Source organism: Lentzea albidocapillata, from assembly GCF_000719115.1.
GTDB lineage: Bacteria > Actinomycetota > Actinomycetes > Mycobacteriales > Pseudonocardiaceae > Lentzea > Lentzea albidocapillata.
This window is the reverse complement of record NZ_JOEA01000020.1, coordinates 19,372-45,518: the sequence shown is the minus strand read 5'-3', so window position 1 is coordinate 45,518 and position 26,147 is coordinate 19,372. Positions and strand designations below refer to the sequence as shown.

General features: G+C 67.5%; 27 protein-coding genes, 1 tRNA gene and 1 pseudogene. 15 read left to right on the top strand and 14 right to left on the bottom strand.

All coding sequences use genetic code 11. The features are described 5' to 3' along the window. The first annotated feature begins 73 nt into the window (after nt 1–73). Nucleotides 74–334, top strand: coding sequence for a hypothetical protein (locus IG04_RS0129940; RefSeq protein WP_030480088.1), 261 nt, complete (start codon nt 74–76; stop codon nt 332–334). Between the two features lie 36 nt (nt 335–370). Here IG04_RS0129940 and IG04_RS0129935 read toward each other — a convergent pair whose 3' ends face one another. From IG04_RS0129935 to IG04_RS0129915, 5 genes are all read right to left on the bottom strand, one after another. Further along, complete coding sequence (locus IG04_RS0129935; RefSeq protein WP_144065416.1) at nt 371–958, bottom strand: hypothetical protein; 588 nt, start codon at nt 956–958, stop codon at nt 371–373. After that, a complete protein-coding gene (locus tag IG04_RS0129930) occupies nt 955–1,683 on the bottom strand; it encodes a hypothetical protein (protein WP_051770949.1) in 729 nt (242 codons plus the stop codon). The genes IG04_RS0129935 and IG04_RS0129930 overlap by 4 nt, the downstream gene beginning before the upstream one ends. Nucleotides 1,684–1,701: 18 nt before the next feature. Continuing rightward, nucleotides 1,702–2,040, bottom strand: a complete 339-nt coding sequence (locus IG04_RS43005) for a hypothetical protein (RefSeq protein WP_036016264.1) — start codon at nt 2,038–2,040, stop codon at nt 1,702–1,704. Between the two features lies 1 nt (nt 2,041). Beyond that, nucleotides 2,042–2,767 carry a hypothetical protein gene (locus IG04_RS0129920; RefSeq protein ID WP_030480085.1) on the bottom strand — a complete coding sequence of 242 codons (726 nt, stop codon included), beginning with the start codon at nt 2,765–2,767 and terminating at the stop codon, nt 2,042–2,044. 120 nt (nt 2,768–2,887) lie between these two features. Next, nucleotides 2,888–3,502 (bottom strand): SIMPL domain-containing protein, encoded by a 615-nt coding sequence (locus IG04_RS0129915; protein ID WP_036016305.1) that lies wholly within the window; start codon nt 3,500–3,502, stop codon nt 2,888–2,890. A gap of 154 nt (nt 3,503–3,656) precedes the next feature. On the opposite strand from IG04_RS0129915, the gene IG04_RS0129910 reads away from it, so the two are divergent. The 5 genes from IG04_RS0129910 to IG04_RS0129890 all read left to right on the top strand — a co-directional run bounded on the left by IG04_RS0129910 (nt 3,657) and on the right by IG04_RS0129890 (nt 8,016). Beyond that, entirely contained in the window at nt 3,657–4,850 is a 1,194-nt protein-coding gene (locus IG04_RS0129910; protein WP_030480083.1) for an ATP-binding protein, read from the top strand. Nucleotides 4,851–5,009: 159 nt separating this feature from the next. Beyond that, complete coding sequence (locus tag IG04_RS47310; RefSeq protein ID WP_169746017.1) at nt 5,010–5,156, top strand: hypothetical protein; 147 nt, start codon at nt 5,010–5,012, stop codon at nt 5,154–5,156. Nucleotides 5,157–5,382: 226 nt separating this feature from the next. Then, nucleotides 5,383–6,234: an NAD(P)-dependent oxidoreductase gene (locus IG04_RS0129900; RefSeq protein ID WP_030480082.1), complete on the top strand. Its 852-nt coding sequence runs from the start codon at nt 5,383–5,385 to the stop codon at nt 6,232–6,234. A 52-nt stretch (nt 6,235–6,286) separates the two neighbouring features. After that, a complete protein-coding gene (locus tag IG04_RS0129895; RefSeq protein ID WP_084401525.1) occupies nt 6,287–7,657 on the top strand; it encodes a S28 family serine protease in 1,371 nt (456 codons plus the stop codon). Between the two features lie 14 nt (nt 7,658–7,671). Further along, nucleotides 7,672–8,016, top strand: a complete 345-nt coding sequence (locus tag IG04_RS0129890; RefSeq protein WP_036016262.1) for a hypothetical protein — start codon at nt 7,672–7,674, stop codon at nt 8,014–8,016. Here the strand turns inward: IG04_RS0129890 and IG04_RS0129885 are convergent. After that, nucleotides 8,013–8,786, bottom strand: a complete 774-nt coding sequence (locus IG04_RS0129885; protein ID WP_036016259.1) for an HAD-IIB family hydrolase — start codon at nt 8,784–8,786, stop codon at nt 8,013–8,015. The genes IG04_RS0129890 and IG04_RS0129885 overlap by 4 nt on opposite strands. Before the next feature lie 21 nt (nt 8,787–8,807). Further along, nucleotides 8,808–9,470: a TetR/AcrR family transcriptional regulator gene (locus tag IG04_RS0129880; RefSeq protein ID WP_211257840.1), complete on the bottom strand. Its 663-nt coding sequence runs from the start codon at nt 9,468–9,470 to the stop codon at nt 8,808–8,810. A gap of 97 nt (nt 9,471–9,567) precedes the next feature. Between IG04_RS0129880 and IG04_RS0129875 the strand changes: the two genes are divergently transcribed. Together IG04_RS0129875 and IG04_RS0129870 are read left to right on the top strand one after the other, a co-directional pair. Next, nucleotides 9,568–10,485 carry an SDR family oxidoreductase gene (locus IG04_RS0129875; RefSeq protein WP_030480077.1) on the top strand — a complete coding sequence of 306 codons (918 nt, stop codon included), beginning with the start codon at nt 9,568–9,570 and terminating at the stop codon, nt 10,483–10,485. A gap of 27 nt (nt 10,486–10,512) precedes the next feature. Next, nucleotides 10,513–11,181: a dienelactone hydrolase family protein gene (locus IG04_RS0129870; protein ID WP_030480076.1), complete on the top strand. Its 669-nt coding sequence runs from the start codon at nt 10,513–10,515 to the stop codon at nt 11,179–11,181. On the opposite strand, the gene IG04_RS0129865 is transcribed toward IG04_RS0129870, so the two are convergent. After that, the gene (locus IG04_RS0129865; RefSeq protein ID WP_084401523.1) at nt 11,178–12,230 is read right to left on the bottom strand and encodes an NAD(P)-binding domain-containing protein; all 1,053 of its coding nucleotides are present in this window, start codon (nt 12,228–12,230) and stop codon (nt 11,178–11,180) included. The genes IG04_RS0129870 and IG04_RS0129865 overlap by 4 nt on opposite strands. 125 nt (nt 12,231–12,355) lie before the next feature. Here IG04_RS0129865 and IG04_RS0129860 point away from each other — a divergent pair, with 125 nt between their 5' ends. The 4 genes from IG04_RS0129860 to IG04_RS0129845 all read left to right on the top strand — a co-directional run bounded on the left by IG04_RS0129860 (nt 12,356) and on the right by IG04_RS0129845 (nt 17,451). Continuing rightward, entirely contained in the window at nt 12,356–14,215 is a 1,860-nt protein-coding gene (locus IG04_RS0129860; protein WP_051770947.1) for an NHL domain-containing thioredoxin family protein, read from the top strand. A 36-nt stretch (nt 14,216–14,251) separates the two neighbouring features. Beyond that, nucleotides 14,252–14,545, top strand: a complete 294-nt coding sequence (locus tag IG04_RS0129855) for a GroES family chaperonin (protein ID WP_084401587.1) — start codon at nt 14,252–14,254, stop codon at nt 14,543–14,545. Between the two features lie 283 nt (nt 14,546–14,828). Next, nucleotides 14,829–16,613 carry a VanW family protein gene (locus tag IG04_RS0129850; protein ID WP_420843976.1) on the top strand — a complete coding sequence of 595 codons (1,785 nt, stop codon included), beginning with the start codon at nt 14,829–14,831 and terminating at the stop codon, nt 16,611–16,613. Between the two features lie 46 nt (nt 16,614–16,659). Next, the gene (locus tag IG04_RS0129845; RefSeq protein WP_030480071.1) at nt 16,660–17,451 is read left to right on the top strand and encodes a DUF1206 domain-containing protein; all 792 of its coding nucleotides are present in this window, start codon (nt 16,660–16,662) and stop codon (nt 17,449–17,451) included. On the opposite strand, the gene IG04_RS0129840 is transcribed toward IG04_RS0129845, so the two are convergent. Then, nucleotides 17,441–17,887, bottom strand: a complete 447-nt coding sequence (locus tag IG04_RS0129840) for a hypothetical protein (protein ID WP_030480070.1) — start codon at nt 17,885–17,887, stop codon at nt 17,441–17,443. The genes IG04_RS0129845 and IG04_RS0129840 overlap by 11 nt on opposite strands. Before the next feature lie 171 nt (nt 17,888–18,058). Here IG04_RS0129840 and IG04_RS0129835 point away from each other — a divergent pair. Then, nucleotides 18,059–19,084: pseudogene (locus IG04_RS0129835) on the top strand (Cmx/CmrA family chloramphenicol efflux MFS transporter); the annotation flags it as partial. Between the two features lie 75 nt (nt 19,085–19,159). Here IG04_RS0129835 and IG04_RS0129830 read toward each other — a convergent pair. Beyond that, complete coding sequence (locus IG04_RS0129830; protein WP_030480068.1) at nt 19,160–20,995, bottom strand: acyl-CoA dehydrogenase; 1,836 nt, start codon at nt 20,993–20,995, stop codon at nt 19,160–19,162. 201 nt (nt 20,996–21,196) lie between these two features. Continuing rightward, nucleotides 21,197–21,835: a LuxR C-terminal-related transcriptional regulator gene (locus IG04_RS0129825; RefSeq protein WP_030480067.1), complete on the bottom strand. Its 639-nt coding sequence runs from the start codon at nt 21,833–21,835 to the stop codon at nt 21,197–21,199. 242 nt (nt 21,836–22,077) lie between these two features. Here IG04_RS0129825 and IG04_RS0129820 point away from each other — a divergent pair, with 242 nt between their 5' ends. Together IG04_RS0129820 and IG04_RS0129815 are read left to right on the top strand one after the other, a co-directional pair. Next, complete coding sequence (locus IG04_RS0129820; protein ID WP_030480066.1) at nt 22,078–23,586, top strand: sodium:solute symporter family protein; 1,509 nt, start codon at nt 22,078–22,080, stop codon at nt 23,584–23,586. Between the two features lie 148 nt (nt 23,587–23,734). After that, complete coding sequence (locus IG04_RS0129815; protein WP_144065414.1) at nt 23,735–24,151, top strand: hypothetical protein; 417 nt, start codon at nt 23,735–23,737, stop codon at nt 24,149–24,151. Between the two features lie 81 nt (nt 24,152–24,232). On the opposite strand, the gene IG04_RS0129810 is transcribed toward IG04_RS0129815, so the two are convergent. The 3 genes from IG04_RS0129810 to IG04_RS0129800 form a co-directional block, all read right to left on the bottom strand. Beyond that, complete coding sequence (locus IG04_RS0129810) at nt 24,233–24,604, bottom strand: hypothetical protein (RefSeq protein ID WP_030480064.1); 372 nt, start codon at nt 24,602–24,604, stop codon at nt 24,233–24,235. A gap of 159 nt (nt 24,605–24,763) precedes the next feature. Beyond that, entirely contained in the window at nt 24,764–25,180 is a 417-nt protein-coding gene (locus IG04_RS0129805) for a roadblock/LC7 domain-containing protein (protein WP_276326719.1), read from the bottom strand. A gap of 869 nt (nt 25,181–26,049) precedes the next feature. Continuing rightward, nucleotides 26,050–26,123: transfer RNA gene (locus tag IG04_RS0129800), tRNA-Gly, on the bottom strand. Nucleotides 26,124–26,147 lie beyond the last annotated feature (24 nt).

Sequence of the window (26,147 nt, the reverse complement as noted above, 5' to 3'; positions counted from 1 at the left end):
ACTTAGGCTTGGCGAACTCGACGGTCCCTCATGCACACTCACAGTGTCGCGCCGCAGCGACGCTGGGGGTGGGATGCAGGATCTGCAGGTTGATCCGGAGAAAGATCCGGTGCTGGCGCGCGCACTCGTCGGCACCCTCCGCGACGAGTGGCGACCGGCCGCCGACGCGATGCGGTCCGCGCACGAGTGGGAGCGCCGCGCCTACATCACGTTGACGCTGGCAACGGCGGCCATGCGCCGCGTCGAGTGGCTCAGGAACTGGCTCAAGGCGCGTCCGGACGACCGCGATGCCGTTGCGGTGCACCACGCGATGGAGTCGCTCGACGGCCGCTAGCGCGGATCACGCCGAAGCATGATCCGCGCGTCAGAACTACGGCTGCACGGCGGCGTAGAACTTCTTCGCGAGCTCACGCACGGACGCACGACACTGCTCACCTTCGGTGCCGCTGCGCATGATCGTCAGCACTGCGTTCTCGTCCAGAACTTCCAACGCACAGGCCGAGGCCTGCGCTGCCCGCCAGCGCGCGTCCGAACCGATGTTCACGCCGCTGTCCTGCTCCCACGAGGCAGTGCGGTCGCCGAAGTACTTCTTCGCGTGGTCGGGTCCGGACGTGACACCTGCGGCGTTGTCCGTGTTCTCCCACGAGCGGACGTTGAAGACGATCGACTGCTCGCCCGCCCTGAAAGTGCACGTCCTCGCAGACGAGTCGGAACCCAGCCGCTGGTCGTCGTCCGGTTGCGAGGCAGGCAGCTCCGCGCCCACCTGCTGCCGGATCTCGAGGCAGCTCTTCAGCTTCTCGGTCGTGTACTTCACCGAACCTGGAGGTGACCCGCTTGGCTTCGTGGGCGGCGTGGAGACAGGCGTCGAGGTCGGATCGAACGTCGGCGTCTCCGCCCGCTTGGCGCTGCAACCCGCGACGAGGGCCAGCACCGCTACCGCGCCGGCGAACGCCCTCACCCCTTCACCGCCTGCGGCCACCCCTGGTTGGGCAAGTTCGAGTCGGTCATCATGCTCAGGAGGTCCCGCACCTTGCTGAGGGCTTCGACGAACCGCTTGGCGATGCCCACCAGATTGTCCAGCGACTGGGTGACGAGGGTGCCGATGGCGCCGGCCAGGTCCTTGACCGAGAACACGATGCCGACGACTGTCGCACCTTCGATCGCGGCGGCGACCAGCGCGCCGAGGAACTCGGTCACCATCTTCGACAGCTCGGTCATGTACTCGATGTTGTACTTGGCGATGTCCATCAGCCACTTGCTGACGCCGTCGGCCTTGGTCGAGACGGCGGTGATCGCGTTGTTCTGCGCCGTGAACCGCTGCGAGTAGGCGGTCGCGGCTTCGCCCGACCAGCGAGCGGCCAGGTAGGTGTCGGACGGCTGATGGGTGAGTCCGTTCATCGGTTGCTGGACCTTCTCGACCCAGTTGAAGGACTGCCAGATCAGCGACACGACGGGCATGTGGTGCTCCACCGCTGTCCTGATCAGCTTGAACACCTTCTCCATGGCCTCGCGGATGGTGTCCAGCGCCGGGTTGATGACGAGCATCGCGGGACCGAGCACGAAGCGCCAGTCGTTGATGTGGTCGACACCGGCGTTGAACTTCTGGGCGCACTCGCGAGCTTTGTCTTCGAGTCCCTGGAACCCGCGTTCGAACAGGTTGGTCAATTCACCGGAACTGCTCATGGGATTGTGGCGCTCCTGTTAGCCGTAGAACTCGCGGAGTTCGATTTCGTTCACGCTCTCGGTGCGGTCGTACTCGTCCGCGATCTTGCGCAGCACGCCGTCGATCTGGTTGAACTCGGTGACGGCTCCCGTGACGCACTTTTCGATGAACGCACGGAACTGCTCGTACTGACTCGCCTCGAACGCGGCGTTGACCATCCCGGCCCCCAGGGTCGCGAGGTCGCCCACGAAGAACGCCGGTGCGGAGAGGTGCGTGTCGCGCACGGCCTGCACGACCGGCTCGGCTCTGTCGGCCTTCTCCTGCCAGAGCTTGGCCTCTTCCCGTAGATCCTGAGTGACGACCTCGTAGCCGGCCATGTCAGTCCCCCTTGCCCAAGACGCGGAAATCGGTGAAGTAGTCGTCGTCCCCTTCGTCACCGCCGGTTCGCGGCCGCGCCGCTGGGCGCGGACGTTCACCGGGGTCGACGCCCAGACCCGCGCGCACGAAAAGGCGCAGAACGTCGTCGGCCAGCACCGTGTCGGACGGGTTGTCCAGCGCCTGCGGGTCACCCTGCAGCGAGATCGGCCCGCCGTTGCGCATCTGCATCGACAGATAGCCGAGCGGACTGCGGACTTCGGTGACGTCGGCCGATGGCGGTGCCTGTTCCCGGCGGCGGATCGCGTCGTACTCGGCGTCGATGGCGTCGAGCCGGGACCTCGTGCTCGCCAGCCACTCCTCGAGTGGAACGTCAGAGGGATCCGCTCTCGGCGCAGGAGGCGCGAACTGGCCCTGCGGTTCTGGAGCGCGGTGAGCGAACTCCACCGCAAGCGCGCGTTGAACCGCGGTCACGTACGTGTTGTAGACGGTGGCTGGAAAAGCCTCCGGCCGCAGTTGCTCGAACCACCGAGGGCGGATGCGCACACTCGTCACCATTTGGTGTCTGTCCACGACGATGGTGACGATCCCTGCCGGGTCGCGGGCCTCGTAAGTGTCGGCCGGCTGGAGGGCGACGCCTGCGGGATGGGTGAGCTCGGCCAAGCGGGCTCTGGTCTGCGGGTTGTCCGGAACGTTCAGCCTCGCCAGTTCGATGTGCTCAAGTGGCACAACGCGTACCCCCGAATTCCGTAACGCTCGTACGTACGGAATCGACCATAGCGACGTCTCAAGGGCGATGCAGGCTATTTGGGTAACCGAACAGTTGCACTCGGTGACCTCGTCGAGGAGTCAGTCCAGCAGCGACCAGGCCGCCGTGCACGACGCCGACACGGTGATCTGCTGTGCCTTGAGGTTCAGCTGGTCGACCATTCCGGCGGGCCCGGCCATCTCGAACGACGCGGCGCCGCTCATCATGCGCGGCTGGTAGTGCGCGCCTCCCTCGGTGTCGCCGATGCGCAGCAACGGCCCGAGCCGCCGCCCCAACGCCGATGCGTACCCCTCGGCACGTCGCAGCGCGTCTGCCACGGCTTCCCGTTGCGCCTCACGGATCGCCTCGGTGTCGTCGACGAGCGTCCACGAAGGGCCGTTGATCCAGGACGGCTCCGCCTGCACGAGTTCGGCCAGCAGCGCGTCGAGGCGGTCCAGGTTCTTCACCCAGATCACGTACTGCTGGGACGCGCGGCTGCCGACGCGCTGGTTGTTGTCCCAGTTGTCGTGCGCGGACAGCTGCCGCGACCGCACCTCGAACTCCTCGAGCAGCGGCTCGACGGCCGAAATGCGCTGGTTGAGCGTGCTCACCGCCTCGGAGCGTTCGGCGCCGAGAGCCTCGAACGTCACGTCCACCTGGGCGCGGTCGGCAGTGCGCTCGACCTCGCCCGTTCCCTTCGTCACGACTTCAGCCACGAGCGCCAGCCAACCGGCACAGGGGTTCATCCGCAACTATTACCCCGTATTGCTCAATCACTAGATATACCAATACAGCGGCATCCGGCCGCACTTCGAGGTTGGTCTGCGCGTCTCTACGGCGAGTACTAGAAACGCGGATACGGTGCGAGCCATGGACCCGGTGCGCAATCCGTTCGCTCCCGGTGCAGGCCAGCGGCCTCCTGAGCTCGCCGGCCGGGACAAAGAGGTCGGCGCGTTCGAGGTGGTGCTCGAACGCGTGGCCCGCGGCCGTCCCGAGCGCAGCCTCGTGCTGACGGGGCTGCGGGGCGTCGGCAAGACCGTGCTGCTCGGCGAGTTGCGGTCGATGGCCGTCAAACGCGGCTGGGGCGCGGGCAAGGTCGAGGCCAGGCCCGACGCCGATCTCAGAAGGCCCCTGTCGGCCGCGCTGCACCGGGCGATCCGGGATCTCGCGGTCCGGCACCGCGCGCCGGACCGGGTCGAGGCGATCCTCGGCATCCTGAAGGCGTTCGCGCTCAGGGCCGCTCCCGACGGCGCCAAGCTGCGCGACCGCTGGCAGCCCGGCATCGACGTGCCCGCGGCGTCCGGGCGGGCCGACTCCGGCGACATCGAGATCGACCTGGTCGAGCTGTTCACCGACGTCGCCGAGCTCGCGCAGGACGTCGGCACCGGCGTCGCGCTGCTCATCGACGAGATGCAGGACCTCAAGCCGGACGACATCAGCGCGTTGTGCGCGGCGTGCCACGAGCTGTCGCAGATCGGCGCGCCACTGGTGGTCGTCGGCGCCGGCCTGCCGCACCTGCCGGCGGTGCTGAGTGCGAGCAAGTCCTACTCGGAACGCCTCTTCCGCTACGTCCGCATCGACCGGCTCAGCCGTGAGGACGCCGACCGCGCCGTGCTCGCTCCCGTCGAACGCGAGGACGCGGGGATCACCGATGAGGCGCTCGACGCGTTGTTCGACGCGTCCGGGGGCTACCCGTACTTCATCCAGGCGTACGGAAAGGCCGCCTGGGACGCCGCGCCGGCCGATCCGATCACCGCGATGGACGTCTCCGTGGCCGCTCCGGAGGCCGACGCGGAGCTCGCAGTTGGCTTCTTCGGCTCCCGATACGAGCGTGCGACGCCCGCTGAACGCGAGTATCTCCGGTCGATGGCCGAGTTGACCGACGGAAAGGATGCGGGCGTCAACACCGCCCAGGTGGCCGACCACCTGAAGCGCAAGCCCTCGTCGCTGTCACCCGCGCGGGACTCGCTCATCAAGAAAGGCCTGGTCTACAGCGCGGAACGGGGTCAGATCGCCTTCACCGTGCCGCACTTCGGACGGTTCCTGCTCGGCCGCGAGGAGTGACCCGGGGCACCCCGTCGTTGTCCGGCTGTTCACGTTGTCAGCCGATGATTCATCGGCATGTGCCCCACCTCACCGGATAATCACGTGCTTTCATGCGCGCGTAGGTGCATACTTGGGTTACCAGCCAAACAGACCTCACAGAGGGAAGTGCAGACCGAGATGAACTTCGCAGCGAAGCTCCGCGCCCGCCGTGCCGAGGCGCGCAACCGGAAGGCCGTGGCTCGCGCGATCGACATGGCGACCACCCCGTCCATGCGTCACGAGCTCATGGCCATCGCCCAGGCTCAGGTCACCACCCTCCGCTGACCACGACCCGGCACTCGCACGGCGCCCCGTCGCGAGTGCCTCCCTTACCGGAACCCCTGGAGCATCTCCCGCGCTCCAGGGGTTTCATTCTGTTAAACGTGATCCACGCCACAGTATGATGGCGTTGTAACAGCGCACGTCGGTCCGCCGATGTCACTGTTGACCTCGCGGTGCTGTCGGACCCCCGACCTGGCAGCACCGCGAGGTTTCTTGTTTGCTGGGGGACATGAAGATCGCCGTGCTCGGCACCGGCCTCATGGGTGCCCCCATCGCAGCCAACCTCGCCGCAGCCGGACACGCCGTCCGCGTCTGGAACCGCACGCGCGCCAAGGCCGAACCGCTCGCCGCGAAGGGCGCCACCGTCACGGACAGCCCCGCTGAGGCCGTCGAAGGCGCCGAGGTCGTGCTGACGGTCCTGAACGACGGCGCCACGGTCACCGCCGCCATGCAGGACGCCGCACCCTCCCTGTCGCACGACGCCGTGTGGATCCAGGCGTCCACGGTCGGCGTCGCCTTCACCGAGGACCACATCGCCCTGGCGCGGTCGCTCGGCCTGGAGTTCGTCGACGCGCCCGTGCTCGGCAGCACGAAGCCCGCGGCCGAGGGCAAGCTCGTCGTGCTCGCCTCCGGTGCCGATGAACTGCGCGAGCGCGTGCAGCCCGTGTTCGACGTGATCGGTGCCCGCACGATGTGGGTCGGCGAGGCCGGGGCGTCGTCGAAGTTGAAGCTGGTCGCGAACAGCTGGGTGCTCGCGCTGACCGCCGCCGTCGGCGAGGCCGTGTCGCTCGCGGAGGCGTCCGGGATCGACCCGAAGCTGTTCCTCGAAGCCGTGTCCGGTGGCGCGGTGGACTGCGCGTACCTGCAGACGAAGGGCAACGCGGTCATCGAGCGGTCCTTCCCGCCCGCGTTCACCGTGCAGAACGCGCTGAAGGACGCGTTGCTGGTGAACGAGGCCGCGGTGCGCGCCAACGTGCGGCTCGACGTGGCGCAGGCGTCGAGCGCGCGGCTGAACCGCGCTGTCACCAAGGGGCACGGCGGCGAGGACATGGCCGCGTCTTACTACGCGAGCCACGAATAAGCCCGACGATCGGCCGGTCCGGCGGGGCGTGCGGGCTCAATAGCTTGGCCTGGTGAACAGACTCGCACGCTCCCTGCTGGCGTTCGGCCTGGCATCGGCGCAGGTCGTGGCCACCGCCGCAGTCGTGTCCGCCGCTCCCGACATCAAGGACCGCATCGCCGCCATCCCCGGCGTGCGGATCATCAGCGAGGGGACGTCCGGCACCGCGCGGACGTTCGTCCTCGGCATCCAGCAGCCCGCGGACCACCGCAGACCGCGCGGCACGAGGTTCGAGCAGCGCTTCTCGTTGCTGCACAAGGCGGAATCGAAGCCGATGGTGCTGCACACCAGCGGCTACAACCTGTCCGGCACGATCAGCCCGTCCGAGCCCGCCCGGCTCGTCGACGGCAACCAGATCAGCGTCGAGCAGCGGTTCTTCACGCCGTCACGGCCCGCTCCGGCCGACTGGGACGACCTGAACATCTGGCAGGCGGCCAGTGACCACCACCGGATCGTCGGCGCGTTCAAGAAGATCTACGGCGCGAAGTGGCTGTCGACGGGTGCCAGCAAGGGCGGCATGACGTCGATCTACCACCGCCGGTTCTTCCCGCGCGACGTCGACGCGACCATCGCGTATGTGGCGCCGAACGACGTGGTGAACGACCGCGACATCTACGGTGAGTTCATCCGCGAGGTCGGCGACGACCCGACGTGCAACCGCCGTCTGGAAGGCGTGCAGCGGCAGATCCTGCAGCACCGCGACGAGTTCGTCTCGCGGCTGGAGGCCAAGGGCTACACCTACAAGCAGTTCGGCAGCGCGCACAAGGCGCTGGAGATCCTCGTGCTCGACACGCCGTTCACGTTCTGGCAGTACGGCACGCAGGCGCAGTGCGCGCTGGTCCCCGGTGCGGGCGCCTCGGTCGACGACCTCTGGAAGTTCATCGACACGACCGTGGGCTGGGACTTCTACACCGACGCCGGCGTCGCGCCCTACACGGCGTACTACTACCAGGCGGGCACGCAGCTCGGCTGGCCGGAAGCGGACGAGTCCGCCGTGCGCGACCTGCTGCGCCACCCCGGTTCCTCGGTGCCGCGCTCGATGGTCTCGCCGGACATCAGGTTCCCGCGGTTCGACCGGTCGGCGATGCGTGACGTGGACTCGTGGGTGCGCCACCAGGGCTCGCGGCTGCTGTTCGTGAACGGGCAGAACGACCCGTGGAGCGCGGAGCCATTCCGCCTCGGCCGGGGCACGCGCGACTCGCTGTCGCTCACGGTGCCCGGTGGCAACCACGGCGCGAACATCGCGAAGCTGCCCGAAAAGGAACGCGCCGCCGCGACGGCCGCCGTCCTGCGCTGGGCCGGCGTTCCGTCCGCTCCTGTTGCGGCACTTGCCGTGGACGAGGGCCCGGACTCGCTGGACGCGCTGCGGGCGCGCCGGGGCTGAGGCACGCTGAGGGTGTGAAGCCGTTGCTCGTGGTCGACGCAGCCAACGTCGTGGGATCGGTCCCGGACGGGTGGTGGCGCGACCGGGCGGGCGCGGCCGAACGCCTCCGCGACGCCCTGCGCGGCCGCGACGAGGAGGTCGTCCTGGTCGTGGAAGGCAAGGCGCGCAACGTTTCCTCCGTTGACGACGTCCGGGTGGTCTCCGCCCCCGGCGATGGCGACGACACGATCGTCGAGGTCGTGCGGACCGAGGGCTTGGGGCGTTCGGTGACGGTGGTGACCGCCGACCGCGAGTTGCGGCAGCGGGTGACGGCGCTGGGTGCCGAGGTGGCAGGACCCACCTCGGTGCCGCGTCGTTAGAGCCTGAAGAGGCTTTCGAGGATCTGCGCCACGCCGTCCTCGGTGTTGGGCGGCGCGTGGTTGGTGCAGGCCTGCTTCACGAGCGGGTGCGCGTTGCCCATCGCGTAGGCCGTGCCGGCCCACCCGAGCACCGACAGGTCGTTCGGCATGTCACCGAACGCGATGACCTCGTCCTTGCCGATTCCCCTGGTGTTGCACAGGGATTCGAGCGTGGCGGCCTTCGAGACGCCCGGCGGGCTGATCTCCAGCAGTCCGAGGCCGCCAGAGTGCGTGACGGAGACGTGCTGCCCGACGGCCTCGCGCGCGATCTCCATCATGTGGTCGACCTCGGCGTCCGGTGCCCACGCGAGCATCTGCACGACCTGGTGCGCCTCCTCGAAGACGTGGTCGAGCAACTCCAGTGTCCTGTGTGGATTCTTCGGCCCGAAGCCCTGGAAACCGGGCTCCGACAACACTTCCAGCCCGGTCTCGACCGCGATGCCGACGTTCGGGATCACCTCGGCCAACGCCTCGGACACCTTCCGCACGACGTCGAACGGCACCGTCTGCGCGTGCGTGACCTCGCGGTTCGTCAGGTCGTAGATCATCGCACCGTTGGAGCAGATCGCCGTGCCGGTCAACTCCAGGTTCTGCACGAACCGCGGCGGGCGCGCCGTGACGACCACGACGTCCGCGTCGACGGCGTGGAGCGTGGCGCGGGTGCGATCGCTCAGCACGCCGCCCGGTTGCAGCAGCGTGCCGTCGAGGTCGGTCGCGATCAACCTGATCATCGGCTGATTATCGGGCAGGACCTACCGGCTGCGGGCGAGAAGCCCGGAAGCCGTCACCTCGGCGGTGCGGCGCACGACGTCGGCGAAGTCGACGCACATCACGGCCAGATCCGGATCGGCGGCGTAGGCGTCGAGAACCGCCTGCGGGGGACGGCTGGCCGGCCAGGCGGCGACCGCGATCAGCATGACGGTCCGCATCAGGGCGCCGGCGTTCTCGTCGCCCAGTTCGGGAAGGTGCCGTCCGGTGAACTGGACGAGCGTCGTCAGGCACTCGTGGATGGCGCGTTTGTGCCGCAGCGCCGTTTCGGCGGAGATGTTGCGCTCCAGCACGGTGGCCTGGGCGCTGATCAGGTCGCACAGCACAGGGCGACGCACCAGTGAGCTGGCCAGGAGTTCCGCCAGCCGGTCTCCGCGTTCCCCGGCGGTGCCACCGCCGGGGAACGCCGCAGACTCCAGTTCCGTGATCCAGTCCGCGATCTCCGCCTCCAGCAGTGCCAGCAGCACCGCCTCCCGCGACTCGAAGTAGCGCAGGACGTTGGCTTTGGCCAGGCAGACCCGGCGGCTGAGCGCGGTGAGGGTCAGCTCGGCGACCGGCATCTCGATGAGCATCGCGGCCGCGGTGGCGAGGATCTGCCGCCGCCGTTCGTTGCGCTGCTCGTCGGTGCGCGCCCGCTGGAAACTCATGTCGCGCATGTTACAGACCAGCGGTACTTTACTAAGATACCGACGGTCCGTTATGTTGGTGACATAAGAGACCGGAAGTACTTAATGAGGGGTCGCGATGTACCAGGTTCCTGACCAGCACGGCAAGCGCATCGTCGTCACCGGCGCGAACAGCGGCACCGGCAAGGAGGCGGCAAAACGACTGGCGGGAGCCGGGGCCCACGTCGTCCTCGCGGTGCGCACCGAGGCCAAGGGCCGGCAGGCCGAGGCGGAGATCCTCGCCGCGCATCCCGGAGCCAGGGTGGAGGTCCGGCGGCTCGACCTGGCCGACCAGGCGTCGGTGCGGACGTTCGCCGAGGAGCTGATCGCCGAGGGCCAGCCGCTGGACGTCCTGGTCAACAACGCCGGCGTGATGAACGTGCCCGCGCGGACCGAGACCGTCGACGGCTTCGAGCTCCAGCTCGCCAGCAACTTCCTCGGCCCGTTCGCCCTGACCGTCCGCCTGCTGCCGTTGCTGCTGGCCGCGCCCGCGCCGCGAGTCGTGATGATGAGCAGCGGTGCCGCGTACCTCGGGCGGATCGACTTCGACGACCTGCAGTCCCGCCGCCGGTACAGCCCCATGCCGGCCTACTCGCTCTCCAAGCTGGCCGACCTGCTGATGATGGTGCGCCTGGCGGACCTCGCGGCCGAGAACGACTGGCCGCTGCTCTCGGTCGGCGCGCACCCCGGCTACACCCGCACCAACCTGATGACCTCGGGCCCGCGCCTGAACGGTGGCAAGCCCGGTCTGATCGAGTCGGTCGGGTATCGGTTCGTGCCCTCGCAGGGCGTCGAGCAGGGCACCGAACCGCTCCTGCACGCGGCGGCCGATCCGGCAGCGGTCGCCGGTGGCTACTACGGGCCGCGCTGGGCGCTCGTCGGTCCGACCAGGCCCGCCTCGATGCCCCGGTCCGCGCGGGACAAGGCGCTGGCCGCCCGTCTGTGGACCGAGGCCGAACGCCTCACCGGCACGTCGGTGGAGGTCGTGGGCCGGTGATCGGACGTGCTCGGGCAAGATCGGTTCATGACCCATCGAGTTGACGACATGCCGTTGCCGGTCTGGCTCCCGGAGTCCGGTTCCGGCCCCGGCATCGTGCTGATCCAGGAGATCTTCGGCCTGGACGGCTACCTGCGCGGCGTCGCGGAGAAGCTCGCCGCGCTCGGCTACGTCGTGGCCGTACCCGAGCTCTTCCACCGCTTCCAGCCGGGCTGGGTCGGTGAGCACGACGAGGCGGGCATCGCGAAGTCGATGGAGGTCGTCGGCAACCTCGACTTCCCGCTCGCCGTGCAGGACGTCGTCAAGTCCGTGCAGTACCTGCGCGACCTGCCCGAGGTGACCGGCGGCGTCGGCGTGCTCGGCTTCTGCCTCGGCGGCACCCTGGCCTACGCCGCGGCCACCGCCTCCGACCCGGACACCGCCGTCTCGTTCTACGGCTCGGGCGTGCCGGACCAGATCAGCACGCTCGACCAGGTGTCGTGCCCGATCCAGTTCGTCTTCGGTAGCGAGGACCCGTTCATCACCGGCTACCAGAAGGTCGTGGACGCGGTGCCGTCGCATCAGGGCGCCGAGATCCACCTGGAGCCCGCGGGCCACGCGTTCCTCAACCACCTCGGCCCCTGGTACGACAAGGACGCCGCCGACAGCGCGTGGGACGTCTCCGTGAAGTTCCTCGCGCGCACACTGCCGGTCTAGGAAATGCACGGCACCGCGAGCTGCTGCGAGAAGAACCTCTCCAGCGGCTTGCGGTGCAACCGGCGCTCGACCGCGATCAGCTCGTTGCGCCGGTAGTGCCTCACCTGCGTGCTCGTGACGACGAACCCGTTCCGTTCGGTGGTGGGCATCTCGTCGTAGAGCAGCGCGTGCTGCCCTTGCGTCACAACGACATCCGCCAGCCCGTCCGGAATCTCACTCGCCCGCGTGGCGATCGTGGCCGCCAGCGCGTCCGGCCGGCTACGCAACCGGCGATGCGGCCACGGCACCCCGTGATGCTCGGCCTCCAACGACCGGTGCAACGCCCTGGCCGAGTGCCGGATCGCCTTGATCGAGTCGCCGCCGAGCACGTGCACGCCGGGTCCGTCCAGCGCGGTGTCCCTGCGGAACCCGGTACACACGACGACCTTGTCGTAGCGCAGCTCGCCGGTGCCGTCGATCGTCGCGACGAACTCGTTGCCCTCCTTGACGATCCGCTGCACGGACCGCCCGACGGTGTGCGTGAGCCGTGCCGTGGACGCGATGTTGTCGGCAGTCTCGAACGCACTGGGCCCGCGCCCGACGATCAGCACGCGCTTGCCCGCGTACTCGGTCGGATCAGTGCTCGCGCTCGCGTACGTCTCGGTGTGCTCGACGCCGGGAACGTTCGGCAGGTGGGGCTTGTTGCCGGTCGCGACGACCACGTGCCGCGCCTGGTACCGGCTCAGGTCGCTGACCGGCGTGTTGTAGCGGATGTTCAACGGCCGCGCGAAGTCCTCCAGATAACGCACCAGATCATCCGCGTCGGGAAAGGACCGCTTGCTGTAGCGCGCGAACGGCGCACCATCGAACAGCGAGTTGTCGTCCGTCGAGAGCACGCGGTGCCGCGGGAACGTCCGGAAGAAGCTCGCCGGCTCGGGTTCCTGCTCGACGATCAGGTAGTCGCGGCCCGCACGGTGTAGAAAGCGCCCCATCTGCAAGCCCGCCGGACCCGCACCGATCACCAGGTACTCCACCATCACGCACCTCCCGGCGTCCTCTACGCCGATCACGGCGAAAAGGTTCAGGCGGGCGGTCCTCGTTCCATGATGAGGGCTACCGGTGGGTTCGGGTCAACCTTCCCGTAGGCCGGGATGCGAGGAGCCGGGCCACATCTCAAGGCCGTTCTTCTCACGTGATGGACGCCGGAACAGCACGACCGTCCACAGTGTTGGATCGGGACGTGACGACTGCGAAGCGCCGTGCCCGTGTCCGTGCCCCTGAGCTGGTAGGACGCGGCTGGCTGAACACCGGCGGCGACCAGGTCAGCCTCAAGGACCTGCGCGGCAAGATCTTGCTCCTCGACTTCTGGACGTTCTGCTGCATCAACTGCCTGCACGTCCTCGACGAGCTGCGCCCGCTGGAGGACGAGTTCGAGGACGTCCTGGTCACGATCGGCGTGCACTCGCCGAAGTTCGTGCACGAGGCGGACCCCGAGGCGCTCAAGGCCGCCGTCGAGCGGTACGGGGTGCATCACCCGGTCCTGGACGACCCGGAGCTCACGACGTGGCAGAACTACGCCGTGAAGGCGTGGCCGACGCTGACCCTGGTCGACCCCGAGGGTTACGTCGTGCACGTCGCCGCTGGTGAGGGGCATGTCGAGGCGCTCAGGACCGTCATCAGGGAACTGGTCGAGGAGCACGACGAGAAGGGCACGTTGCACCGCGGCCGAGGTCCGTACCAGGCGCCGGAGCCGGAGAACACCACGCTTCGCTTCCCCGCCAAGGCCATCGTGACGCCGAGTGGCACGATCCTCGTCAGCGACTCGGCCCACCACAGCATCGTGGAGCTCGAAGCGGACGGTGAGACCGTCATCCGCCGCATCGGCACCGGCGAGCGCGGCCGGCAGGACGGCCTGAACCCCACCTTCTCCGAGCCCGCGGGTCTCACGCTGGTTCCCGGTACCAACGACGTCGTCGTCGCCGACACGGTCAACCACCTCCTTCGCGGCCTCGACCTCGAAACGGGCGAGGTCACGACGCTCGCGGGCACCGGCGAGCAGTGGCGTGACGGGGAGACCGACGGGCCGGCCGACAAGATCGAGCTGACTAGTCCGTGGGACGTGGCCTGGTGGAACGGCGGTGTCGCGATCGCGATGGCCGGCAACCACACGCTGAGCTTCTTCGACCCTGGGACCGGCACCGTCAGGAGGCTGGCCGGCACCACCGTCGAGGGCATCAACGACGGTCCGGCCGAAGGGGCCTTCTTCGCGCAGACGTCCGGGCTCGCGGCGGACGGCGACCGGCTGTGGATGGTCGACTCCGAGACGAGTGCGTTGCGCTACCTCGAGAACGGTGAGGTCCGCACGGTCGTCGGCAAGGGGCTGTTCGCGTTCGGGCACAAGGACGGTGACGCGGACGAGGCCCTGCTGCAGCACCCGCTGGGCGTCACGGTCCTCGGCGACCACTCGGTCGTCATCAGCGACACCTACAACAACGCGATCAGGCGTTTCGACCCTGAGACGAACACCCTGACCACCATCGCCACGGACATCGCCGAGCCGTCCGACGCGCTCCTCATCCAGAACGAACTCGTCGTGGTCGCGAGTGCGGCCCACCGGCTCGAACGGTTCACGGCGGCCGCCACGAAGATCGACGGCGCGGCCCACGAGGTGAAGCGGCCGTCCACCGACATCGCGCCGGGAGCGTTCGAGCTCGCGGTCGTCTTCACCCCGCCGACCGGGACGAAACTGGACGAAAGGTACGGCCCCTCCACCCGTCTGGAGATCACCAGCTCGCCTCCGGAGCTGATCATCGAGGGGGCCGGCGTCACCACTGGGCTGGTACGGGCGCTGCGGATCAACGATCAGGTCACGAACGGCGTTCTGCATGTCGTAGCGCAGGCCGCCAGTTGCAGTGACGATCCTGCGGACGAACACCCGGTGTGCCGTCTGACCAGGCAGGACTGGGGGGTCCCGGTTCGAGTTGTTGCCGATGCACCTACCCGGCTCCCGCTGCTGATGGGCGGCATGGACGAGGAGGGTCCACAAGGCACGTAGACTCTGCTGGTGCCTGATGTCAAGCTCGAGATCCAGATGCTGTACGACCGTGTGATGGTCCGCATCTCGCCCGAGGACGGCGAGCGGCGTTCCAGCGGAGGCATCGTGATCCCCGCTACGGCCCAGATGGCGAAGCGGTTGGCGTGGGGTGATGTGTTCGGAGTCGGTACCAGCGTGCGCCACGTGAAGGTCGGGGACCGGGTGATGTTCAACCCGGAAGATCAGCTTGAGGTCGAGGTGCACGGCACCACGTATCTCGTGATGAGGGAACGCGATCTGCACGCGGTTGCGACGGAGCTCACCGAGCACGGTACTGGTCTGTACCTATGAGCCGCCGGTTCGTGATCGACGCCTGATAGCTGCACACATATGCCACCTCAGGAGAGACAGGGCAACGGGGAGAGCTGTGCCGTACGACGCTGACAAGACGAGAGCGATGCCACCGGTGGGTCCCGGCGGCACGTCCTCGGAGCAGACGACCAAGATCGCTCCGGTCCAGGTGGACGCCTCGACCGAGGCGTGGCCGTCTGAGGAGCCGGACTCGAACGAGCCGACCGTCACCGCGGCTGTGCCCGGTGTCGGGTTCCCGGCCGCCGAGGCCGCCACGGAGTACATGAAGCCGGTGGCGCCACCCGAGCCGCAGCCGGAGGACTCCGGCGTCTACGGGCCCGTGATGATCGAGCCGGGTCAGGACGAGGCGCAGCCGAAGAACACGAAGAAGAAGGCGTTGATCGTGGCCGCGGCCGTGGTCGGCGCCTTCGGTCTGCTCTACGGCCTCGACATGCTCGTCTCCAGCGGCAACGTGCCGCGCGGTGTGACGGTGGCGGGCGTCGACGTCGGCGGCATGAGCCACGACGAGGCCGAGAAGAAGCTGCGCGACGAGATCGGCCCGCGCCTGGACAAGCCCGTCGCGCTCAAGGCCGGCGACGTCACGTCCGAGCTCGACCCCAAGGCCGCGGGTCTCGAGCTCGACTGGAACAGCACGATCGAGCGTGCCGGCAGCCAGCCGCTCAGCCCGTTCACGCGTGTCACGTCGTTCTTCACCAGCCGCGAGGTCGGTGTCGCGACGAAGGCCGACGACGCGAAGGTCACCGGCGCGCTGGAGGCCCTGCGCCCCAAGCTCGACCACGACCCGATCGAGGGCACCATCAGGTTCGAGGGCGCGAATCCCGTCGCCGTCGAGCCGCACGAAGGCCAGAAGCTCAAGGCCGGGGAAGCCGTGGGCGCAGTCGTCGCGAACTGGGCGTCCGGCAACCCGGTCGAGGTCCCGATGGACTTCACCCCGGTCAAGACGACCAAGGAGGGCGTCGAGAAGGCGCTCAACGAGGTCGTGAAGATCGCGGTGTCCGGTCCCGTCGTCATCAAGGGCGAGGGCAAGGACGCGACGCTCACGCCGGAGCAGATCGGGACCACGCTGGCCTTCGCTCCCGGTGAGGGTGGCGCGCTGAACGTCACGCCGAACAAGGACAAGCTCGCCGAGGTGACCACGCCGCAGCTCAAGGACACGGTCAAGCAGGGCAAGGACGCCGAGATCGTCTTCGAGGGTGGCAGGCCGACCGTCAAGCCGTCGGTGGACGGCCTCGACCTCGACTGGGACAAGAACCTCCAGCCCTACTTCGACACGCTGAAGAAGACCGACGCGCGCGAGGTCAAGTTCGAGTACAAGCACACGCCCGCGAAGGTCACCACCGAGCAGGCGAACAAGATGGGCATCAAGGAGGTCATCGGCGAGTTCCAGACCGGTGGCTTCGCCCCCGCCTCGGGCGTCAACATCCGGGTCGTGGCCGAGAAGGTCAACGGCGCGATCGTGAAGCCCAAGGAGACGTTCAGCCTCAACAAGCACACCGGCCCCCGCGGTACCGCGCAGGGCTACGTCGAGGCGGGCATCATCGAGAACGGCATCCCCGGCATGGCGGTCGGTGGCGGCATCTCGCAGTTCGCGACCACGCTCTACAACGCGTACTACTACGCGGGCATGAAGGACGCGGGCCACAGGGAGCACAGCTACTGGATCACGCGGTACCCGAAGGGCCGCGAGGCCACCGTGTTCATGGACGGCGCGGGCAACAGCCTGATCGACATCTCCTTCACGAACCCGGACGACACGGGCGTCGCCATCCAGACGATCTGGACCCCGGGGTCCATCAAGATCGTGCTGTGGGGCACCAAGAACTACGACGTCACCGGCTCGACCAGCGGGGACTTCAACCCCACCCAGCCGCAGGAGAAGAAGGTCAACAAGACCCCGTGCTCCGCGAGCAACGGTGCTCCTGGTTTCTCGGTGACGGACACCCGCACGATCACGGACCGCCGCACGGGCCAGTCCCGCAGCGAATCGCGCACGGTCCGCTACGACCCGCAGTTCAAGATCATCTGTGAGCCACCACCCGGCGGCTGAGCTTCTTTCAGGTTGACAGTGGCCACGCGCGGGTAGTCACCCGTTCGTGGCCACTGTTGCGCAAGAGGCGCGAAGACACCCCGTCGTCCAGACGTTCGGGCGGGTGGGGATGGTGTTCTACGGGGTCGTGCACGTCCTGGTGGCGTGGCTCGCGATCCAGGTAGCGTTCGGCGACTCCGAACAGGCCGACTCGAAGGGCGCGGTGAGCGACATCGCGCAGGGCGGCGCGTGGTTGCTGTGGACGCTCGCCATCGGGCTCGTGTGCTTCGCGCTGTGGCAGCTGCTGCTCGCCTTCGTCGGGTACACCTACATCGGCAAGAAGCGGAAGCGGATCTCCAAGCGCATCGGGTCCGCGGCCCGCGCCATCACCGCGACCGGTATCGCGCTGGGTGCCTTCAAGTACGCGACGGGCTCGGGCGGTTCCGGTGACCAGAACCAGCAGCAGCAGGAACTCACGGCGCAGCTGCTCGCCCTGTCCGGCGGCCAGTTCATCGTCGGCGCCGTGGCGATCGGCATCCTCGTCATCGCCGGCGTGATCATCTACAAGGGCATCAAGAAGTCCTTCGAGAAGGATCTCGACATGAGCCGTGCGCCGTCGTGGATCGAGCCGGTCGGCAGGATCGGCTGGATCGGCAAGGGCTCCGCGTACGGCGTCATCGGTGTCCTCGTCGGACTCGCCGCGATCAACGCGGACCCCCAGCAGTCCGGCGGCATGGACAAGGCCCTGAAAACGTTGGTGGCACAGCCTTACGGCATGTTCCTGCTGTCCGCCGTGGCGATCGGCATCGCCGCGTTCGGCGTCTACTGCTTCGCCGCCGCGCGAGCACTCAAGGAGTGACGCCGGTGGCCGCGAGCCGATGCTCATGCCGGGCCGCGGCTGCCTGCGCCTCCACCGTCATCGACGACAGGACCTGTCCCGGCGCCACGTAGAAGACGTTGGGGCTGGCGGAGTCCGGCCCCCAGCCGGGGCTGCAGCGCAGCAGCAGGACGTCGCCGGGACTCGGGTCCATCCCCTCGAACCACGAGTCCTGCTCGACTCCCGTGCGCTCCCACGCGATCACGGCCTTGGTGCCGCTCTTCGCACGTTGGTACACCTGCGCGACCGTCGCCAGCTCCGCTTCCGGCGACGCCTCGCGCAGCGCGTTCATGTGCTGCTGGTACCCGGACCACAGTTCGTCCTGGCGCACCTGCCGGTTCTTGAGGCGTCGCAGGACGATCGTCGCGAGCGCCACGATGCCGGCGATCGCGCACAGCATCAGCAGGTACAGGAACACCGGCCAATTTTTGATTCCGAACGAGCGGCTGTCAACTGACAACGAAATCAAGCTGCATCGTGTGAGGTGATCGCGCTACCGTGCCGATCATGTCGAGTCCTGAGGCATCCAGGGTCGGGTCTGCGGTCTAGCCGTCAGCCCCGGTAAACCCCTCGTCCTCGGAGCTCCTCCGTGCCTCTTTCGCTGTACCTGCTCGCCCTGGCCCTGTTCGCCATGGGCACCTCTGAGTTCATGCTCTCCGGGCTGTTGCCCGCCGTCGCCGCCGACTTCCACGTGTCCGTGGGCACGGCCGGTACGCTCACCTCGGCCTTCGCGGCAGGGATGGTCGTCGGCGCACCGCTGATGGCCGCGCTGGCCCGCAACTGGCCACCGAGGTTCAGCCTGTTCGCGTTCCTCGCTGTCTTCCTCGCCGCACACCTGATCGGGGCCGTCACCGAGAGCTTCGCCGTGTTGCTCGTGACCAGGGTGGTGGCCGCGCTCGCGAACGCCGGTTTCCTCGCCGTGGCGCTGACGTCCGCCACGGCATCAGTGCCGCCACGGCAACGTGGACGGGCGCTCGCCGTGCTGCTGTCCGGCACGACGGTGGCCATGATCGCCGGTGTGCCGGGAGGATCGCTGCTCGGCACCGCGCTCGGCTGGCGTGCCACGTTCCTGGCCGTCGCGGTGCTCTGCGTGCCGGCCGCAGCCGGTGTCCTCAAAGGGATTCCGTCCCGGCAGCAGCACACCACCGTCGCGTTGCGACCCGAGTTGGCGGAGCTGCGGAAACCGCGGCTGGTGCTGGTGATCGCGCTCGCGGTCCTGGTGAACGCGGTGACCTTCGGCCACTTCACGTTCCTGGCCCCGGTCGTCACCGACGTCGCAGGGCTGGGTGAGTGGTGGGTGCCGGTCGTGCTGGTGCTCTTCGGCGTCGGCTCGTTCGCGGGGGTCACCACAGGTGGACGCCTGTCCGGCTCTGCGGCACGTCCGGTCGTCGCGATCGGCGGAGTGCTGGTGCTCGCGGGATGGTTCAGCCTCGACGTGCTCGGTCGTGAGCCGATCGTGTTGCTGCCGTTGGTGTTCGCGCTCGGTGTGGTGTCGTTCGCGGTGGGCAGCACGTTGATCGCGAGGGTGCTGCACCACGCGGCAGGTGCGCCGACGATGGCCGGCTCCTACGCGACCACCGCGTTCAACATCGGCGCCGTGGCCGGTCCGCTCCTCTTCGTGGCGCAATGAAAAACGGGTCCTCGCACCTCGGGCAGGAGGTGCGAGGACCCGTAGTCCGTCGAGGGGCGCTTAGAAAACGCTCTCGTCGATGTCCATCAGCGCGTTGTCCGTGGACTCGGCGATCTTGCGGCGAGCGGTGAGCTCCGGCAGCACGCTCTTCGCGAAGAACGACGCCACCGCGACCTTGCCCTCGTAGAACGCCTTGTCCTTGGCGGACGGCGTGCCACCGAGCTTCTCCAGCGCGACCTCGGCCTGGCGCAGCAGCAGCCAGCCGACGAGGACGTCACCGGCGGTCATCAGCAGGCGGACCGAGTTCTGGCCGACCTTGTAGAGGTTGCGGACGTCCTCCTGCGAGGTGGTCAGGAAGCCGACCAGCGCGCCGAGCATGCCCTGCAGGTCTTCGAGACCCTGCTTGAGCAGCGCCCGCTCCTCCTTCAGACGGCCGTTGCCGCCCTCGTTGTCGAGGAACTTCTGGATCTCGCCGTTGATGAACGTGAGCGCCTGGCCCTTGTCGCGGATGATCTTCCGGAAGAAGAAGTCCAGCGACTGGATGGCCGTGGTGCCCTCGTACAGCGAGTCGATCTTCGCGTCGCGGATGTACTGCTCGATCGGGTACTCCTGCAGGAAGCCCGAGCCGCCCAGCGTCTGCAGCGACTGCGCCAGCTGCTCGTACGCGCGCTCCGAGCCGACGCCCTTGACGATCGGCAGCAGCAGGTCGTTGACCTTGGCCGCCAGCTTCGCGTCGTCGCCGCCGAACATCACCTTGTCCTGCTGCGTCGCGGTGTACAGGTACACGGCGCGCAGACCCTCGGCGTACGCCTTCTGCAGCATCAGGCTGCGGCGGACGTCCGGGTGGTTGGTGATGGTGACGCGCGGCGCGGTCTTGTCCGTCATACGCGTCAGGTCGGCGCTCTGCACGCGCTCCTTGGCGTAGGACAGCGCGTTCAGGTAGCCGGTCGACAGCGTCGCGATGGCCTTGGTGCCGACCATCATGCGGGCGTACTCGATGACGTCGAACATCTGCGCGATACCGTCGTGCACCTCGCCGAGCAGCCAGCCCTTGGCGGGCACGCCGTGCTGGCCGAACGTCAGCTCGCACGTGGTGGACGCCTTGAGGCCCATCTTGTGCTCGACGTTGGTGACGAAGGCGCCGTTGCGCTCGCCCAGGTCACCGGACTCCGGGTCGAAGTGGAACTTCGGCACCAGGAACAGCGACAGGCCCTTGGTGCCGGGCTTCGCCTCGATGCCTTCGCCCTCGGGACGCGCGAGCACCATGTGCATGATGTTCTCGGTCAGGTCCTGGTCGGCGGACGTGATGAAGCGCTTCACGCCCTCGATGTGCCAGCTGCCGTCGTCCTGCTTGAAGGCCTTGGTGCGGCCGGCGCCGACGTCGGAACCGGCGTCCGGCTCGGTCAGCACCATCGTGGCGCCCCAGCCGCGGTCGATCATCAGCTGAGCCCACTGCTTGTCGCGCTCAGTGCCGTTGTTGTAGACGACCGTCGCGAAGCTCGGGCCCGCCAGGTACATGTAGACGGCCGGGTTCGCACCGAGCAGCAGCTCGGACGCGGCCCACGTGACCGACGGCGGGGTGCCGAAGCCGCCCAGCTCGTTCGGCAGGAACAGGCGGTACCACTCGCCGTCCCACACCGCCTGGTACGACTTCTTCAGCGACTCCGGCAGGGTGGCCGAGTGCGTCGCCGGGTCGAACACCGGCGGGTTGCGGTCGGCGTCGACGAAGGAGTCCCCGAGGACACCCTCGGCGAGGTTCTTCACCTCGGCCAGCACGCTGCGCGCAGTGTCCTCGTCGGACTGCTCGAACGGCCCCTTGCCGAGGTGGTCCTGCACGTTGAAGACCTCGAACAGGTTGAACTCGAGATCCCGGACGTTGCTCTTGTAGTGGCCCATCTCGTCAGCTCACTCCTCAGGGTCGCGGCGGGGTCGCCTACTGACCGGTAACAACAGAGTATTACTCGACAGTAACCCCGGCAAGGCCGACCACCCACTGGTGGCGAAGTAGACAGTCCTCTGAGTGACCTGAATCGGGCATGAGGGCCGGTCAGACGCCTGCTGAGCGTTCGGAGACCATCTCGGGAAGTGCGGCGCCGGTTACTCGAGCATGGCTGGGCGGCCGATCAGCAGTCCTGACCGGTAGGCAAGCGACACCGCGTGTGTCCGATCGCGTGCGCTGAGCTTGCGCAGGATGCCTTTGACGTGGGTCCGCACGGTCTCGACGGACACGATCAGCTCGTTCGCGACCTGCTGGTTCTCCAGGCCGTCCGCGATGAGCGTGAGCACCTCGTACTCGCGCTTGGACAGCGTCGGCCGGTCCTTCGGCCGCAGGTCGGGGTGCACGTAGCCGCGCGAGCGGATCGTCTCGGCGATCACCCGCAGCATCTGTTCGGGCTGGGCGCTGCGCGGCACGACGCCACGGACTCCTGCCTCCAACGCGGTCGTCACGTAGTTCGCGTGCGAGTGCGCGTCGCGAACGAGTCCGATGACGAGCAGGGCTGGATCGCGTTCGACCAGCAGCCGGGCCAGATGGCCCACCGGGTCGAGCACGGAGTCGATGAGCAGCACGTCGGGACGCAGTCGTCCGTGCAGGCGAACGGCGGCGTGCAGGTCACCGGTCGAACCGAGCCAGCGCAGGCCGGGAGTCCGTCTGACCAGTGCGGACAGACCTTCGCGGTAGAGCGGTACGGGATCGATCAGTGCGACGCCGGGAGTGGGCCGGCCGGGCGGGAGCATCAGCACCTCCGTTCGTGCTTCTGGAGGAGAGACGTCGTTCACTCGGACGCGTGACGCGGAATCATCGGTTCACGTGGGTGAACAAGGGTCACGAATGTGATTCAAGACGGCCGAAGGTCTTCCGCCCCACCGCAACAGTCTCGTAAGACCTACGTCACATATCCCGTGCGGATGTGCCAGGTTCCGCCGCCATGAGGCCTGGTGCTCTCGCGGGCACACGTGTGTGCACGCAAGGAGGTCACATGGGCACCCTCGATTGGATCGTGGTTGTCGGCTATTTCTTCGTGATGGTCGGGATCGGACTCTGGTCGCGCGGGCGAGTCCACAACATCGCCGACTTCTTCACGGCAGGCGGCAAGATGCCGTGGTGGTTGTCCGGCATCTCGCACCACATGTCGGGCTACAGCGCGGTCATGTTCGTCGCGTTCGCCTCTGAGGCGTACCGGCTCGGACTCACCGTCTACGTGTGGTGGTCACTGACGATCGGCATCGGCGTCGGCATCGGCGCGTTCCTGTTCGCGCCGCGGTGGAACCGACTGCGCTCGAAGCACGACGTCAAGTCGCCGCTCGAGTACCTGGCGAAGCGCTACAACGTGCCCACCCAGCAGGTCATGGCCTACGCGGGTGCGTTGCTCAAGGTCGTCGACATCGCCGCCAAGTGGGCGGCCGTCTCGATCCTGCTCCGCGGCTTCGCGGGTGTCCCGATCACCTGGGGCATCATCATCATCGGCGTGGTCACGATGGTCTACTCCGTGCTCGGCGGCCTCTGGGCCGACGCGCTCACCGACTTTGGCCAGTTCATCATCCAGGCTGCCGCCGGCTTCGCGATGCTGTTCGCCGTCGCCGGCACCCTCGGCTGGGACTTCCCCGTGACGATCTGGGACAAGCTCCCGGAGAGCCACAGCGACCCGCTGGCGGGCCCGTACACGTCGATGTTCCTGATGGCGCTCTTCCTGATCAAGACGCTCGAGTACAACGGCGGCATGTGGAACCTGGCGCAGCGCTACATGGCCGCGCCGTCCGGCTTCGCGGCCAAGCGGTCCGCGCTGCTCTCGTCCGCGCTGTGGCTCGTGTGGCCGCTCGTGCTGTTCCTCCCGATGTGGGCCGCGCCGCTGATCGTGCCGGGCCTCGAAGGCGCGCAGGCGGAGAACGCGTACATCGAGATGGGCAAGCAGATGCTGCCCGCGGGCATGATCGGCCTGGTCCTGGCGGGCTTCTTCTCGCACACCATGGCCATGGTGTCGTCGGACGCGAACGTCATCGCCGCGGTCATCAACCGCGACATGCTGCCCCACCTCTGGAAGAAGGTGAAGACGTTCTCTGCGGACAACCAGCTGAAGCTGGCCCGCATCACGACGTTCTCCTTCATCGGCATAAGCATGATCATCGCCATCGCGTCCGGAGGCCAGGGCTTCGTGCTCAAGGTGGTGGTCGACCTCGTCGCCGCCACGATGGGCCCGATCGCGATCCCGTTGATGCTCGGCCTGCTGCCGTGGTTCCGCAAGGTCGGCTCGACGGCGGCGATCGCCTCGGTCGTCGGCGGCCTGGGCATGTGGGCGTTCCTGTACATCGAGCAGCTGAACAAGGCCGCCTGGGTCACCAAGGGCGTGCTCGTGTCGTGGCCGCTGCTGCTCTCGCTGGTGCTCTACCTGTCGATCGGCTTCCTGAAGAAGGAGCCCTCCACCGAGCGCGACGTCCTGCTCGACTCGCTCAACTCCGACGAGCCCGAACCGGAGCGGGTGAAGGCGTAAGCCGTTCGTTCCTCATGGTCCTCGCGGCGGCGCACCCGAACAGGGGCGCCGCCGCGAGGGCATACAAGACGTGTGTGTGGCGCATCGGTTGCCGTGGCGTGCGTCATCGTCACGAGACTCTTCCTGCCCACGCATGCACAGTGGATGCATGGGTAAGTGGTCTCCTGCAGACGACGCGGAACTCGCCACGGGCTGGCGGCTTTGGCTGGAGCTGAGCGACCGCGTGTGGCCGGACCCGTCGTGGGACGGCACTCCGGCCGACGCCATCCGCCAGGTGCGATCGCTGCTGGCCGTGTGCGAGGAGATCCGCCTCTCCTACCTCACGGAGACTCCGAGGCCTTCCGTGGCGCTGCTGCAGCTCCTGCAGTCGATGTCGTTCGTCGCTTCGTTCGCGGTCGACCTGTGGCATGACGACACACACCCGTTGGACGTCGAGCGAGCCGAACTGCTGCACGGGGACCTTGCGTCGTTCGCTGACCACGTGGCCGGTGTGCGCGCTGCACTCGCACGCGGTGGCGGCTGGGTGGAGCTCGACCGCCGGCCGTGGGGCCTACCGGTCGACTAACGCTCCCAGGCGATTGTTCCGGAAATGCCGAAAGCCCTCCCGCGCGGAGGAATTTCGGCATTTCCGCGGTGTTGACCTGATCTAGACGATCAGGTCGCCCTCGATGCGCTTGAGTTGGTGCCGCGCCAGCGCGAGGTTCGCATTGTCTCTTTCCAGCACCAGGTACAGGAAGAGCGAACCCCTGTTCTTCACGCCGCCCATCAACCGGATCAGGTGGTACTGCCGGTGCAGCGTGATCAGGATGTCCTCGATGCTGTCGCTGAGGCCGAGCGACTGCATCACCCGGAGTTTCGAGCGAATGACCTCGGTGTTCCCGGCCGCCGCGATCTCCAGGTTCAGCCAGTCACCTCCGCCGCTGGTGCCGAGCGACATCCCGCTGTCGTAGTCAACCAGTGCGACGCCGACAGCGCCGGAGATGGACATGGCTTCTTTCAACGCGGTATCGATGTTCATCAAACTCCACTTTCCTATGCCTACTGGTGACCGAGGCGGCGTATTCGAATTGCCGAGGCTCGGTCGTGTGCGGACATGTCTCCAGAAAGAAGACATCATTGACGAGAGCCGTGAACCAAGCGTGGACATGGGCTGCGACCATTTTTCGCACTGGTGCGTCTACGAGGAGAGGATCACGCCGACCCGCTCGATCACGGGCCGGGTCTCGTGCAGAAGGCGGCCGAGGTTCAGGCCTTTGTCCCCGAGCACGACCATCAGCGACAGCCTGCCGATGGCGTACACGGCCAGGTAGCCCTCGCTGCCGAACACGACGGTCTGACTGAGCGTGCCCAGACCGATCACCTCCGCCGCCTGACGTGCGATTCCGAGATCGGCGGCGGCCAGCGCGGAGATGTGGGCGGGGTCGATGTTCTTCGCCACGTCGGCGACGATGGGGATCCCGTCGGACGCGGCGATGACCGTGTCGGTCACTCCGGCGACGTTTTCTCGAAGCTTTCGCAGTTCGGCGCTCAGAGCGTCGTAGTCCAATTCACTCCCTTTCAGAATCGGAAATGTCGAACCGCTCAGGACAAACATCACACCTCCGAAGACCTCGGGGAGATTTCGAAATCCGTTCCGGCCCGCGTCCGCGGACGCAGCGCAACCAACCCCCAGTGCGAACATCGGAACGACGTCGCGGGCGGGGCGATTTCCAGCAGTCCGTCCTCGAGCATTCGGGCGATCTCGACGGTGACCGGATGAAGGCTCCGGCCGAGCGCGAACGCCAGGTCACGCGGGCGGGCACCACGCAGTCCCGGTACGGCGACAGGGAGAACGCCCCGTCGTGCATCGCGGCCTTCATGAGGCTCTGGAGCTCGGTGGCGCCGATCCCGTGGGCGACGAGCGCGGCCTGCAGGGACCGCGTCTCGACACTCTCCACCAGAGCCGCGGTCCAGTCCTCTTCCTCGATCCGGCCCGAACTCAGCAGCAGCGTCTCCGTTCCGGGTGAGCCCGGACTTCCACCGAAATCACCACTCCATTGCGGAAATGGAACAGCCCGCCCGCATTGCCCACAATGCGCAACGTGCCGGGTGACTCGATCCGCGTGACACCGAGCCGGGGCCTGCGCGAGTACGTCGAATGCGGCTCGATTGTCGCGTCTCAGGGGTTGGCTCCGGTTGATTCGGACTTACAGCGCGGGAGTGTCTGGCGATCTGATCATCCGATCGAGTGCGGTGCTCGAATCGAAAGGGTGACCGCCAGGGCTACTTCTTACCTTCTGATAGTGCCAACCTAAGCCAAGCGTCACCTGATCGAGTGAAGCATTCCAATTGAGACGGCAAGCATTTCATTGCCGATAAATGAGTCCGCTGGAAAGGGGTGCCCGTTATGACGTCGTCAGCCGTACTGGGGGATCAAAAGCGAAGGCCCTGGCGAGTCGGAGGGACTCGCCAGGGCCTTCGGCGTGGAGCGGGTGACGGGAATCGAACCCGCCTCTACAGCTTGGGAAGCTGTCGTTCTACCAATGAACTACACCCGCGTGAGCAAGCTCGTGGCCGATCAT

Excerpts from the sequence above, each read along its gene's own strand:
- IG04_RS0129875 (WP_030480077.1), top strand. The coding sequence starts at position 9,568 with ATGTACCAGGTTCCTGACCAGCACGGCAAGCGCATCGTCGTCACCGGC.
- IG04_RS0129860 (WP_051770947.1), top strand. The coding sequence starts at position 12,356 with ATGGACGCCGGAACAGCACGACCGTCCACAGTGTTGGATCGGGACGTG.
- IG04_RS0129830 (WP_030480068.1), bottom strand. The coding sequence starts at position 20,995 with ATGGGCCACTACAAGAGCAACGTCCGGGATCTCGAGTTCAACCTGTTC.
- IG04_RS0129810 (WP_030480064.1), bottom strand. The coding sequence starts at position 24,604 with ATGAACATCGATACCGCGTTGAAAGAAGCCATGTCCATCTCCGGCGCT.
- IG04_RS0129910 (WP_030480083.1), top strand. The coding sequence starts at position 3,657 with ATGGACCCGGTGCGCAATCCGTTCGCTCCCGGTGCAGGCCAGCGGCCT.
- IG04_RS0129820 (WP_030480066.1), top strand. The coding sequence starts at position 22,078 with ATGGGCACCCTCGATTGGATCGTGGTTGTCGGCTATTTCTTCGTGATG.
- IG04_RS0129880 (WP_211257840.1), bottom strand. The coding sequence starts at position 9,470 with ATGAGTTTCCAGCGGGCGCGCACCGACGAGCAGCGCAACGAACGGCGG.
- IG04_RS0129885 (WP_036016259.1), bottom strand. The coding sequence starts at position 8,786 with ATGATCAGGTTGATCGCGACCGACCTCGACGGCACGCTGCTGCAACCG.
- IG04_RS0129930 (WP_051770949.1), bottom strand. The coding sequence starts at position 1,683 with ATGAGCAGTTCCGGTGAATTGACCAACCTGTTCGAACGCGGGTTCCAG.
- IG04_RS0129815 (WP_144065414.1), top strand. The coding sequence starts at position 23,735 with ATGGGTAAGTGGTCTCCTGCAGACGACGCGGAACTCGCCACGGGCTGG.
- IG04_RS47310 (WP_169746017.1), top strand. The coding sequence starts at position 5,010 with ATGAACTTCGCAGCGAAGCTCCGCGCCCGCCGTGCCGAGGCGCGCAAC.
- IG04_RS0129805 (WP_276326719.1), bottom strand. The coding sequence starts at position 25,180 with ATGTTTGTCCTGAGCGGTTCGACATTTCCGATTCTGAAAGGGAGTGAA.
- IG04_RS0129825 (WP_030480067.1), bottom strand. The coding sequence starts at position 21,835 with ATGCTCCCGCCCGGCCGGCCCACTCCCGGCGTCGCACTGATCGATCCC.
- IG04_RS0129870 (WP_030480076.1), top strand. The coding sequence starts at position 10,513 with ATGACCCATCGAGTTGACGACATGCCGTTGCCGGTCTGGCTCCCGGAG.
- IG04_RS43005 (WP_036016264.1), bottom strand. The coding sequence starts at position 2,040 with ATGGCCGGCTACGAGGTCGTCACTCAGGATCTACGGGAAGAGGCCAAG.
- IG04_RS0129850 (WP_420843976.1), top strand. The coding sequence starts at position 14,829 with ATGAAGCCGGTGGCGCCACCCGAGCCGCAGCCGGAGGACTCCGGCGTC.
- IG04_RS0129940 (WP_030480088.1), top strand. The coding sequence starts at position 74 with ATGCAGGATCTGCAGGTTGATCCGGAGAAAGATCCGGTGCTGGCGCGC.
- IG04_RS0129900 (WP_030480082.1), top strand. The coding sequence starts at position 5,383 with ATGAAGATCGCCGTGCTCGGCACCGGCCTCATGGGTGCCCCCATCGCA.
- IG04_RS0129855 (WP_084401587.1), top strand. The coding sequence starts at position 14,252 with ATGCTGTACGACCGTGTGATGGTCCGCATCTCGCCCGAGGACGGCGAG.